This window comes from Haloactinospora alba, from assembly GCF_006717075.1.
GTDB lineage: Bacteria > Actinomycetota > Actinomycetes > Streptosporangiales > Streptosporangiaceae > Haloactinospora > Haloactinospora alba.
The window spans coordinates 1,701,156-1,713,031 of sequence record NZ_VFQC01000001.1 but is presented as its reverse complement, the minus strand read 5'-3'; the positions used below and the strand labels follow the sequence as shown (position 1 = coordinate 1,713,031).

At 63.0% G+C, this 11,876-nt stretch carries 11 protein-coding genes; 6 read left to right on the top strand and 5 right to left on the bottom strand.

Going from position 1 to position 11,876, the window contains the following annotated elements:
- Nucleotides 1-39: 39 nt before the first annotated feature.
- Complete coding sequence (locus FHX37_RS07745; RefSeq protein ID WP_141923164.1) at nucleotides 40-516, bottom strand: MarR family winged helix-turn-helix transcriptional regulator; 477 nt, start codon at nucleotides 514-516, stop codon at nucleotides 40-42.
- Between the two features lie 45 nt (nucleotides 517-561).
- Here FHX37_RS07745 and FHX37_RS07740 point away from each other — a divergent pair, with 45 nt between their 5' ends.
- Nucleotides 562-1,905: an MFS transporter gene (locus FHX37_RS07740; protein WP_170181523.1), complete on the top strand. Its 1,344-nt coding sequence runs from the start codon at nucleotides 562-564 to the stop codon at nucleotides 1,903-1,905.
- 14 nt (nucleotides 1,906-1,919) lie between these two features.
- The gene (locus FHX37_RS07735; protein ID WP_211351771.1) at nucleotides 1,920-2,747 is read left to right on the top strand and encodes an SDR family oxidoreductase; all 828 of its coding nucleotides are present in this window, start codon (nucleotides 1,920-1,922) and stop codon (nucleotides 2,745-2,747) included.
- Between the two features lie 115 nt (nucleotides 2,748-2,862).
- On the opposite strand, the gene FHX37_RS07730 is transcribed toward FHX37_RS07735, so the two are convergent.
- The gene (locus tag FHX37_RS07730) at nucleotides 2,863-3,756 is read right to left on the bottom strand and encodes a nitroreductase/quinone reductase family protein (RefSeq protein ID WP_246062178.1); all 894 of its coding nucleotides are present in this window, start codon (nucleotides 3,754-3,756) and stop codon (nucleotides 2,863-2,865) included.
- 637 nt (nucleotides 3,757-4,393) lie between these two features.
- Here FHX37_RS07730 and FHX37_RS07725 point away from each other — a divergent pair.
- Entirely contained in the window at nucleotides 4,394-5,341 is a 948-nt protein-coding gene (locus tag FHX37_RS07725; protein ID WP_141923155.1) for a DUF5996 family protein, read from the top strand.
- On the opposite strand, the gene FHX37_RS07720 is transcribed toward FHX37_RS07725, so the two are convergent.
- Nucleotides 5,338-5,526, bottom strand: coding sequence for a hypothetical protein (locus FHX37_RS07720; RefSeq protein ID WP_141923153.1), 189 nt, complete (start codon nucleotides 5,524-5,526; stop codon nucleotides 5,338-5,340). The genes FHX37_RS07725 and FHX37_RS07720 overlap by 4 nt on opposite strands.
- A gap of 161 nt (nucleotides 5,527-5,687) precedes the next feature.
- Between FHX37_RS07720 and FHX37_RS07715 the strand changes: the two genes are divergently transcribed.
- Nucleotides 5,688-6,503, top strand: coding sequence for an alpha/beta fold hydrolase (locus tag FHX37_RS07715; protein ID WP_141923151.1), 816 nt, complete (start codon nucleotides 5,688-5,690; stop codon nucleotides 6,501-6,503).
- A gap of 1,048 nt (nucleotides 6,504-7,551) precedes the next feature.
- Here FHX37_RS07715 and FHX37_RS07710 read toward each other — a convergent pair.
- The gene (locus FHX37_RS07710) at nucleotides 7,552-9,024 is read right to left on the bottom strand and encodes an alpha-amylase (protein ID WP_141923149.1); all 1,473 of its coding nucleotides are present in this window, start codon (nucleotides 9,022-9,024) and stop codon (nucleotides 7,552-7,554) included.
- 1,345 nt (nucleotides 9,025-10,369) lie between these two features.
- Here FHX37_RS07710 and FHX37_RS07705 point away from each other — a divergent pair.
- Together FHX37_RS07705 and FHX37_RS07700 are read left to right on the top strand one after the other, a co-directional pair.
- Nucleotides 10,370-10,864 (top strand): hypothetical protein, encoded by a 495-nt coding sequence (locus FHX37_RS07705; protein WP_141923147.1) that lies wholly within the window; start codon nucleotides 10,370-10,372, stop codon nucleotides 10,862-10,864.
- 191 nt (nucleotides 10,865-11,055) lie between these two features.
- A complete protein-coding gene (locus tag FHX37_RS07700) occupies nucleotides 11,056-11,412 on the top strand; it encodes a hypothetical protein (protein ID WP_141923145.1) in 357 nt (118 codons plus the stop codon).
- Between the two features lie 121 nt (nucleotides 11,413-11,533).
- Here FHX37_RS07700 and FHX37_RS23190 read toward each other — a convergent pair whose 3' ends face one another.
- Complete coding sequence (locus tag FHX37_RS23190) at nucleotides 11,534-11,773, bottom strand: hypothetical protein (protein WP_211351770.1); 240 nt, start codon at nucleotides 11,771-11,773, stop codon at nucleotides 11,534-11,536.
- Nucleotides 11,774-11,876: the final 103 nt, after the last annotated feature.

Genomic DNA, 11,876 nt, shown 5'->3' with positions numbered 1-11,876 from the left:
AAGGCGGCAGCAGGAACCGGCGAGCTGCTACACGCAGGGTCACGGCAGGTTGGGATGCACCCCGGGAGCCAGTCCCGCGGCATCGGTAAGGTTCCGCAACAGCCTCGTGAGATGACGCTGTTCCTCAACAGCGAGCCCCCCGATGAGTTCGGTGTCGAGGGCGTCGAGGGCCTCCCGGGCAGGCGGTAACAGTTCCCATGCGGTCTCGGTGAGATGAACGGCGTGGGCACGCCGGTCACTGGGATGGCGACGCCGTTGAACGAAGCCACCGCCTTCCAGTTCGTCGATGAGGCCGACCATCACGTTGCGGTGCAGCCTCATGGCATCGGCCAGCTGTTGTTGGGACTGGCCGTCGCTTTTCGCCAGCTGGGTCAGCACGCCGAACTGTTTGGGATCCAGGCCCAGCGGCTGGAGGCGTTCGGCGAAACGTTGGGCTGCATGCGCTCCGAGCTGGGACAGCAGAAAACTGGCGTGGTCAGCGAGCTCCACTCCCGCACCATCGGTGGTTTCGTTCATACCCCATATAGTACTCACCAAATATTGTCATCTATAGTGACAGTCATGAGTGAGTCGTTTCTTGTGGGCGGGGCGTCAACGAAACACCACAGCCCCTGGGTACTGGTGGCAGGGGTCGGCTCAGCGGTCTTCATGGCGGCTCTGGACGCCAGCATCGTCACCGTGGCGCTGCCACACATCGAGGACGAACTGCACACCACCACCAGCACGGCCGAATGGGTGGTCCTGGGATACGTGCTGCCGCTGATCGCACTGGGGATCCCTGTCGGGAGATGGCTGGACCGGGTCGGGAAACGCCTTCCGATGACGGCCTCGGGTGTCGCGTTCGCCGCCGCGAGCGTGGGAGCCGGACTCGCCCCCGGGATCGGTTGGCTCATAGCGGCCAGATGCGTGCAGGGCGCGTTCGGCTCCGTCCTGTTCGCGCTGGCCGCACCCCTGGTCACCACCACGGTCCCTGCCACCGTCCGCGGCCGGGCGATGAGTGTCATCGCGACGCTCGGCGCGCTGGGAGGTGTGGCGGGCCCACCATTGGGCGGGCTACTGGTCGACACACTGGGCTGGCCCTGGATCTTCTACGTGAACGTTCCCGTGTGTCTGATGGTCAGCGCGATAGCCCTGACCCGGGTTCCCCTCCGTTCTCCCGACCGCCACTGGGTGGTGGAAACAGCGCTTCTCGGCGGCTCCGCGGCGGTCATCATGCTCGCCCTCTCCCGCGCTGCCGAGGTGGGACCACAGTGGTTGTCGCTGGCAGCCGTCGCGGTTCCGCTGTTGTGGGTATGGAAGCGCAGTGAGACAAGCCGCCCCGTCCTGGACCTGCTCGCCATCCCCGGTATCGGGGCGTCCTACACAGCAGTGACAGCAACGTCCGCATCCCTGCTGCTGGTCCAGTTCCTGGTTCCCTACTACCTCAGACAGGAGCTGAACGCCACGGCGCAGACAGTCGGGCTGACCCTTCTCGCCGCAACACTCGCCATGGGCCTCCTCGGCCCGGTCGGTGGTGTACTCGCCGACCGGTGGGGAACCAGACGCGTCGCGGTCACCGGCACGTCCCTCCTGACCCTCGGCCCGGCTCTCCTCGCACCACTGGACCCGGAGTGGGAAACTCCGGACCTGGCCTGGCGTCTGCTTCTCGTGGGAAGCGGCATCGGGCTGTTCAACGCCCCCGCCTCCCTACTCGGCACGGCAACGGGATCCATCAACACCGCCCGTCAACTCGGAATCGGACTCGGCCCCGCTCTGGCCACCCTCATCTGGGCGACGTTCGGACACACTCCTGCCGGTATGCGCGCCACCATCGCCGCGGCCGCCGTCGCCAGCGCACTCGTCACGTTCGCCATGCTCCGCAGCCGTGCCGCCGAAACCGACGCCGCGGCACCGCCCCAACAATGAGAAGGAGACAACCAGTGATCGTCGTGACAGGAGCAACAGGAAACATCGGCGCCGCCCTCGTGCGGCAGCTCAACGCATCAGGCGTTCCGCTCCGCGCCCTCACCCGGGACGCCAACCGAGCACAGGTCCCCTCCGGCGTGGAAGTCATCGAAGGAGACCCGCAGCATACCGAAACACTGAAACGTTCCTTGGACGGCGCCGACCGGATTTTCCTGATCCCGCAAGCGGTGGGCGGGACCGCTCCCGTCCTGGAAACAGCACGCCACCTCGGAGTGCGACACGTCGTTCTGGTGTCCTCCCTGCTTGCGCAAACACACCCGGAATCGTTCATCGGTCGATCCGCACGGAAAAACGAGCAGGAAGCCCAGGACAGCGGTCTCGCCTGGACTCTGCTACGACCCTGGGAGTTCGCCTCCAACACGCTGGCGTGGGCACCAACCATCCGTGGCGAAGGAACGGTACGTGTTCCGTTCAGCGGACTACCGTCTCCGGCGGTCCATCCGAGCGACATCGCGGCGGTCGCGGCCCGGGCGCTGAGCGAGGAGGGACACCACACCCAGACCTATCCCCTGACCGGACCACAATCCCTGACACCACGGGAGAAAACCCAAGCGATCGCTACAGCGGTGGGGCGTGAGCTTCGGTTCGACGAATACCATTCCCCGCAAGAGCTCCGGCGTATCGCCGACGAAGCCCCTGACCACACGGCTCAGGGGCTGATGGTGCCGGGCGTGTGTGCCCTCGAGTCCCCCGGAGCGCTCTCCACCGTGCAAACCGTTACCGGCTCTCCCGCGCGGACGTTCCAACAGTGGGTCCACGACAACAGCGAAGCCTTCAACTGAGCACGTAGCCAGCACACCCGCACACCGAGCACGGCTAACACCGGGACGCGGGCGGCTCCGATGCCGAGGCGGGGGTGGAGCGCAGCTCCCAGCACCACCCCCGCGGTCGCGGTGTTCAGGGAGCCTCTCCCCCGCCTGCGACCGGCCCGGACGGAAGGGGAATCTCCGCCAGCGCCGGCAGGAGCGAGGTCTCCTCGTAGCGCAGGTGAGCTCTCAGCTCCGTGTCCATCCGCCCCAGCTCGGCACGGAACGTTTCCGGAGCAACTGTGGTGATGTCGGCGAGCAAACGTTCCAACTCCCGTTGGATGTGCGCCACCGAACGGTGCTCCTCCTGCAACCGGTCCAGCGTTTCCCCCAGGTGAGGGTGCATACGTCTCAGGTCGGGAATCATGCGCGAATCCTCGCCCGAGTGGTGGGAGTGGAGGGCCTCGCAGAACGCCAGACAGTGCTGCCGGATCTGTATTTCCACCCCGGAAACAGGAGCGGACTCCGCCTCTCCCGGTTCCGAGCGTCGCGTGAAGTAGGCTTCGGCCTCCACACGGACACGGTCCAGCTGACCCCGCAGCCAGGTGTGCACTTCCACCAGCTTGTCCGCGACCGTGGCGGACGAGCTGCTGTCGTCACCGAAAGAACGTTCCAACCGCACCACAGGAATAGTTCTGCTGGTACGGCTCTGATACTCGGCGTATCCCGGCTGGTGCTGTACCACGTACCGGAACAGCCGGTCGCGTTCCTCTCCGACAGCGGGAACAGCGACAGCGGCGTACTCTTCGGTACCTGTCTCCACGGTCACCATGGGATGGGCCAGGAGATTGCGGTACCAGTCGGGGTGGTGGTCGGAACCGCCGGAAGAGGCGACGACCACCACCCCCTGGTTGTCGGAAACGTAGCCGAGAGGAACGGTGTGCTCCTCGGCTGACACAGCACCCACAGTGGTGAGTAGCAGAAGGTCCGTTCCGGATAATGGCCCTCCGGCCTCCCCACTGTTCGCGCGGAATTCGGATATCACCCGCTGATTGAAGTCAGCTACCTCGCCGTTACGAACGTCGGCGTTCGATACGGAATTTTCTCGCAAGAAATAATCTCCCAGAAAAGCAGTGCCTCCATGGCACCGACCTTCGCTTCATCGGCACCACGCGACACGCTTCTATTTCCTAGTTCCATCCGCTCCTCGTGTCAACCTGGCAGGAAGTGGCCGGTTTCCCGGAGGGAAGGACCACCGCAGGCGTGGTACGACGCCAGTCCTCCCGGACGGAGAGGAAGCTGCTCCGTACACGGGGCCGGCCTCTCCGCGTACGGTTCCCGGCCATGAGGAGCGGCGTTTCCCCCTATGCCAGCCTGGCCGGGGAGAAACTCCAGAACCGAGCAGCAACGGCGAACGCACCCACCCGCTTTCCCTCCAGCGGGTCGACTCGCAAGGAAGAACACCAGGAATGAATACAGGAACCTCTGCTTTCCGCTTTCCTTTTCATCCGCACGTCCTGTCTGCACCGGAGATCGCAAGATCCTCTCCCTACAGTGCGACCCGCCGTTCATACGGATGACCTCGGGAAAAGAACCAGACTAGCATCAGACATCGGGGGCGAACGGTTTGCGCCCGCTCCCCTGCAGCACGGTCAGGACACCAGTTTCCCGGGGGTGAGAAAATGGGTGGTGCAGCACCGACAGGGCCCAACGCGGGATGGCCGTCCCTTCCTGTGGACGAGTGGACCGCGACACGCGAAACCTTGCACATGTGGATGCAAATCGTCGGGAAAATAAGGTTGGCCCAGTCACCCATGGTTAACCACTGGTGGCAGGTTCCGCTGTACGTTTCCGCGCGCGGACTCGCAACATCGGCGATACCGTACAACAGCCATCTTTTCGACATGGAGTTCGACTTCTGCAACCACCAACTGTTGACACGTTCCACCAACGGGGAGGAGCGGAAAGTCAGGTTGGAGGAGAGGTCGGTATCCGATTTCTACAGCGAGGTCATGTCAACGCTCCGTTCACTCGAGATCGATGTCCCCATAATGACGTCGCCGCGGGAGGTCGAATATGCCGTCCCCTTCGAGCAGGACACGGAACACGCCTCGTACGACCCGGACCATGCGCGACGTTTCTGGTACCAGCTCACAGCGGCGCACCGCGTCCTGAGTACGTTTCGCTCCCGTTTCATCGGAAAGGTCAGTCCGGTTCACTTCTTCTGGGGAGCTATGGACCTCGCGGTCACCCGTTTCTCTGGACGAACCGCACCGACACATCCGGGAGGCGCTCCCAACTGTGGGAACTGGGTGATGGTCGAGGGATACTCTCATGAGCTCAGCAGCTGCGGATTCTGGCCGGGAGGTGGACAGGAGGGAGCGTTCTACTGTTACGCCTACCCGGAACCCCCCGGTTTCGCAGAGCACCCTGTTCGCCCGGAAGCTGCCCACTACAACGCGGCCGCCGGCGAGTTCCTACTTCCGTACGAGGACGTACGCACCTCGCCCGACCCGGAGCGTACTCTTCTGGAGTTCCTGCAAAGTACCTACGAAGCCGCTGCCGACAACGCCTCCTGGGACCGTTCCATGTTGGAGGATGATCCCCAACGCCGAGCTTCTCCCCGTTAACGGTCCCGTGCTCCTGAAACTGTCCTGCGCAGCAAAGCAGAGAGAAACCGCTGGTCACTGAGCTGCGGCAGAAGCCGAGTGCCGTTGCAGGGTGCGGTGCGGGAGACGGCGAACACCTCGACGAGGTCGGCGATCCGCTGGGCGCCTGGCGTCAGCGGCTGCTCCGGTCCGGTGTCGGTGCTCATTATCCCCCAGTTGACTTCACAGAACTGTGTATCTATGGTCGGACAAGCAATTTCACAGACCTGTGAAGGCGGGCGATGCACCGACTACGCGAGTTCGTACGCGAAGCCGGAAGAGGGATCGATCCCCGCGCTGTACGACGACCAACAACAGGAGAACCACGATGACCTGGTCACTGGACAACGCGTTCGAAACACCAGGCGGGACAATCCGGTGGATGGCCCGGGGAAGCGGTGAGCCGCTCGTACTCGTGCACGGAACGCCGTACTCATCCTTCCTCTGGCGCGAGCTCGTTCCGGCACTCGCCCGCATACGACGGGTCTACGTATTCGACCTGCTCGGCTTCGGCCAGTCCGAGCAACGGGAGGGACAAGACCTCAGCCTGGCCGCGCACGCCCGGAACTTCGCCCGACTCCTCGACCACTGGGAACTGTCTCACCCCAGCGTCGTGGCTCATGACATCGGCGGCGCGGTCACGCTGCGGAGCATGCTGCTGGAAGGGGCGAGCTTCCGAGACCTCACTCTGTTCGACGCCGTGAGCGGTGGCGAGTGGGAACGCGGCCTCTTCCAGCTCATCCTGGAGCACCCCGAGGTGTTCCATCAGCTTCCGGGGTACGCCCACCAGGAACTGGTCGCCAGCCACATGCGCCACGCCACGAATCTCGGCTACCGACCAGCGATCCTCGACGCGCTCCTCACCCCCTGGCGCGGCGAAACCGGACAGGCCGCCTTCTACCGCCAGTACAGTCAGATCAAGCAGGAGCATACGGAGGAGTACGAGCAACTGCTCGGCGAGATCACTATCCCGACGCGCCTGATCTGGGGCACCGAGGATCGCATCCTCCCACCCCATTACGCGCGGTGGCTGCACGACCGGATCCCGCACGCCGAGCTGCACTGGATCGAAGGTGCTGGCCACGTCCTGCAGGAAGACGCACCAGCACAGCTTCTGGCTCATCTCATGTCGGCCTTCGAGTAGCCCGCCTGCCCCCGCAGGAAGGTCTCTTGGCGAGACGGACTCGAGAGGTCGGGACGTTTGCTCGTGTCCAGACGGAAGTGAAGTCCGCGGGGTGATGTTGGACCAGAGCAATGGGCGCAGCGCTCGGCGTTCGTGGGAGCCGAGCTGGGGCCCGCTCCCCGGGATCGTCGAGGACGTTTTGCAGTAGCAGGGTGTTGACGTGCACTCATGCCGACTGGAGTAGGCGCAGGGCGAGCAATGGATACCTCGGCTGACGCGGGCGGCAGCGTCCGTCGGAGTCCGCTCCGGTGCGAACAGGAACATTTCGGGACCGGCCCTCACCTTCGCTGCCACAGGGTTACGGCGAAATTACTGTGATCACCGACCGGTCCCCGAACCGTCACAAGTTGTCGACGGCATCTCCGGACTCCGTAGAACGAGGGGATGCGTGAGGCACGAACGCTCGATCCTGGAGGGACTCGGTCAGGAGCCGCAGAGCAACAACCCCAGGGGCGGCACGTTCGTCCCGGCCCTTCTGACATCACGCCCAACCAGGAACCATGTTTTTGCAGGTCAAAAGGTTACCGAGCATCCAGCCCTCCAGAGGCAACGACTTTGCCGATACCTCTGTGACCAGGCAAAAAGCCGTGAGATGTTTTCTGTATCCACCTCTTCGCAAGCGTACCCGAGATACGGGTACACCCATGGAATGAGCTGTGTGGAAAAATCAGAAATCTACCTTGCTGAGAGGTCTTCCTGCACGCATGGGATCCTCCGTTTCCCGGCCGTCCGCGGGTGCGCACCGTAAGGTTACTCCTCTGGAAGCAGGGACGGCCGTGAGAACCAGGGGCGACCGTCGCATCGGGGCGGATGGCCAAGCGCCCCGATCAGGGAGCGGCCCGAGCAGACAAATGTCACGCGCGAGGACAGTAGTTGAGCCATCGAGCAGGTGACCGCTGCAACGGGTCGCGTCCTCGTGTCCGTGTTCTCGTTGGGACGTCAGCGAAAACACGGACACGAGGAACTGCTTATTGCGGAAGTACCACGCCGAAATGGAAATGGTTAGGTTCTACAGTCGTGTTCCGACGTGCAGCCCCAGCACACTGTCGGAGGCGACGCTCGCACTGAGTACACCGCCAGTATCTATCTCGTAGGTTTCTCCGGTGCAGCGACCGTCGACAACGGAGCCACTGGCCACGTCACAGTACGTTCCCTCCGGAAGCGACGTCTGGAAAGTGCGGGAGAGGTCAGCTCCGCGGTTGAACACGGCGAACCCGTTCTCACCGCGGCCGAAAGCCACTTGATCGTTGCCGTTGTCCCACCAGTCGGTTACCCCTGAGCCCGCGGCAACGGAACGGAACTCCACCATTCCGGCCACCGGTTGCTGACGATGTTCACACACCCAGTCCTCATCCTCGCAGTTGGCGGGTGACGTCATACCGTTCGATGCAGCTGGCGGTCCTGATTCCGGATCCTCGAAATCGAAACTCGACATCACCTTGGGCGTGCCATAGGGATGGGCGAGCATGAAGGCCGTGGCGACGTTGTAAGGATCTCCGTCCTTATAGGTCAGAGTGGGATCATTGCGCTGAGTGTCGTGGTTGTCAACGAACACAGTCGCCTGGTCGCTGTTGAGAGCCTCTGTACCGTTGATTCCTTTGAGTTGTGCGAGAGAGCCGTCGCGTACGGTTCCGGAGAGCTCTTCACTGTAGGCGAAGTCGGTGGCCTCTCCGGTTCCGGTGTACTCCGCTGGGCTGATCGCGCTGTCCTCGATCACCTCCTGGAAGACGTAGGGATCGCCATCCAGTCGGGAGACGATAGCTTCCAGGTCCTGCGGAGGAACGTGTTTGGCCGCGTCTATTCGGAACCCGGCAACTCCCAGGTCGATAAGGTCGTTGAGGTAACCGGTGAGGGTGCTGCGAACGCCCTCCTCTCCGGTCCTCAGATCAGCCAGTGACAACAGTTCGCAATTGCGTATCTCGTCAGGGTCGTCCCAGTTGGAGATGTCCGCACGGCACTCACTGAAGTCGGAGTTCTCGTATATGCCGGGGTAACTGTACTTCTCGAATTCCGATCCGGCGCTTCCCGGGCCGCTCTCGACGGACCCGCTTCCGGTCATGTGGTTGAGGACGGCATCCACGTAGATGTCCACACCGGCCTCGTTGCAGGTGGCAACCATCTCGGAGAAATCAGAACGGTCGCCGCGGCGGCTGTCCAACTGGTAGCTGACCGGCTGGTAATCCTGCCACCACGGAAAGCCCTCACCCTGGAGGACAACGTGCTCTTGGGGAGGTGATACCTGGACTCCGTCGTAGCCATTCGGGCCGAGGAAATCGGTGCATTCCCGAGCCACCGAGTCCCAGGGCCACTGGAACATGTGCGCCATAACGGCGCCTTCGGTGGGGGCGGTGGAGGGGGAACTGACACTGGAGGCGGTGGGGGGAGTGTCGGTGGAGGAGGTTCCGTAGGCAAGGGGTGTTGCCGCGAGCACAGTCGCTGCTAACAGTCCCGAAACGGGCCACAGGATCGTACGGTGTTTCATCGCTTCTCCCTAGCGTGGGATGAGCCGGGAACGTATGACCGGACCCATCGCTCCGGATGAAAAAGTTTACGCAATTTTTTGCGTAATGCGATGAAAATAGCACCCACCCGTCGCCGCGGGAACCCCCGTTTGGGCCTTCCGCGTGCAATCCCTGGCCACCGCTCGTGTCCGGTGCGGGATAGTGCTTGTCGCTCAACCCTCGTTCGATCTCGCCGAAGGAGAGCGTCCGGCCCCAACGGCGCCGGGCAGCGCCATTACCCCGCACCTGGCCACTCACCCCGGTCGGTGCCGGACGCCCGTCAACGTACTGGACCTTACTTCGTTTCTGCAGGTCAGGTGGCTTGTGTATACACACGCAGCATCAGACAGAGGGGCTGAACCCAGCCCCGTGACCAGGAAAAAAGTCGTCAGTTTTCTTGTGTGTCCCCATGCTCCTGGCTCATACGAGGACACGGGAAATTCGTTAACTGTGGCTCTACGGGCAACACACAATCTCGGTTCTGCTTCGGGTGGCGCATAGCTCTGCGTCCCAGCTTCCGGTGGGGACGACGGCCGGGTGCTGCTGTTAGGGAGTCTCCTTCTTCTCCCACTCCAGCCCGGTTCCTTCCCAGCGTTGCCGCATCCGCTTCATTCGGCCTGCCCTCGCCTGGGGGCATGGCGTTGGAACCTCCCCGTATGTCCCCACTTTCATTTGTTTCATAGCGTTGGAAACGTAATTAAATAACGTTTTAAAACAGAAACACATACACCTCCCCCTGCATCTTCACTTCCGATAAGTGGGCCTTATCGGAAGTTAAATCGAGAGGAGCGAAGAGGGGGCCGGCTGACGGTCACCCCGGGGTGCAACGAAACCCCTCCACCCGACGGCAGCGTTTGAAGTAGGGCGCTACGGGCAGTCCGAAGCTGATGGGGCACACCAGCAGCATCATGGATGAGCCATCTCCCCTCGAAGCTGGGATCCGTCTGTCCGGGGAGCAAGGCTCTTGTCCCGGGCCGACAGGCCCGACCGGTTCCGCGGACCCGGTGCCGTGGCGCTTCCGTACAACCCGCTCCGTTCGGACAGCCAGTGATCCCCGCGGTCCGGGATTCTCCGCCTGTTCCCACACAGGTGCCTGATTCTCTGCCACTGCTGGAGGGTTTCGGGCACCGGACCTGTCCTGATCCGCAAAGCAGCCGACGACGGCGGTCACTCAATCACGACGGTGGCACCGGTGGACAACAGTTCGGCGGGGTCGTCGGCCATTACGAGTACTCCGGGACGCTCTATCTGTGCCGGTGGGAAGCGAAGCTATCGTGGGCGCGGTATCCCAGCCGGAGAGATCCGGCAGAGAGGACTCGGTCGACCGTGACGCAGGATAAGCACACCAAGACCGCTGCACGGGTTGCGGAGAAGAACGCCCCGGTGGCCATACGGGTTGCGGTGGCGCTGTGGTGCACGGCGCTTGCCGCGGGAATGGCCGAAACGGTGCTGGGTGCCGCAGGAGAGCTCAGCGACCCGAACAGTGGGATGGGCATACTCCCCGTCACGCTCATCATCGGTGTCCGGCTGCTCGTCACGGTGGTATTCGGCTGTATCGTCGTGGCGCTGCTTCACGGGCGCGGCTGGTCACGTGTCGTCCTCGCGGTGCTGCTGGGCGGTATCGGCACAGCGACACTGATCTACGGCCCGATCACACAACTTGTCCAAGGTGAACCACTCGCCACCGCCCTTGGAATATCGGACGCGGAATCCCTCGTGTTCTTCTTGGTACGTGCGCTGCACCTAACAGCCGTGCTGGGAGCACTGGTCACGATGTTCCTTCCCAGTGCTACGCGTTTCCTCAGAAACAACGAACGTTGATGTGTCGTGTCGAAACCCGAACGGGTGAACTTCCGCGGCAAACTGAACAGCTTGTGGATTCCCTCGTGCCCGCGGTCGCTGTGCGCATACTCGATTCCATGCACTCTTCGCGCACCGAAACCCTACTCACTGCCCTGAGCCAGGGCACTCCATTACGGCGCCACATCCTGACCGTGCTAACCACGAACCCAGTGAGCACCGAGTTCCACCAGCACGACGACGGTTACGCGGTCGAACACTCTGAAGTGCTCGACCACCTCGCCACAACGCTCATTGGTGGAAATGACGCAGCCGTGATACTGCGTTCGTTCACTGACAAGGTCTCCCATACGCTGACCAACGGGACCACCATCCCCGTGAAGCGCGTCTGTGGTTGGAGGGTCCACGGAGGCGCCTTCCACCCGCTCGAAGCGGGACAGATGTACACCGTGTTCCACACGGACGCTGGTACCGGAGAGCCCATCCCTCCCGAAAAAGGCGTGGAGATCGTGGATGCGTGGACGGTTGACCTGACCGGATTCCGCACGTTGCCCTCCGACCGCGGCTGACGGACGCGAAGCGGAACACTGCCCCACACAAGTCAGTTCCCCCGCACTCCGGAGACCACAGGTATTGGAAGTAAGGGGAAATCCTGTTGTGGGGACCAGTGACGCTGGTCCCCACAACAGCTCAGCCCACGAGAGCCAAACCAGTGTCTGGAACCTGGCCGCTGATCCCGTAATCCGTGTAGAACCTCTCGGCAGCCGCGACCAGGAACACCAGTTCGTCACGCCCCGGATCATGTCCATGCGGCAGCACCGTTCCCACCCACCAGGACGAACCCGCGGAGTAGCGCAGCCACCATCCGTCGAGGTCCTCGACATGCTCCGCGGGCAGAGCCCTGGCCGCTCTCTCCTGCAGTCCCCGCACCGTTGCTGGACTGTGCGAAACCGGTGGCACCGATACCCGTTCCCTTCGGAGACCGCATCAGGGACTCGTCAGCACGACCCGGTCTTCGACCGGAATCTTTCCG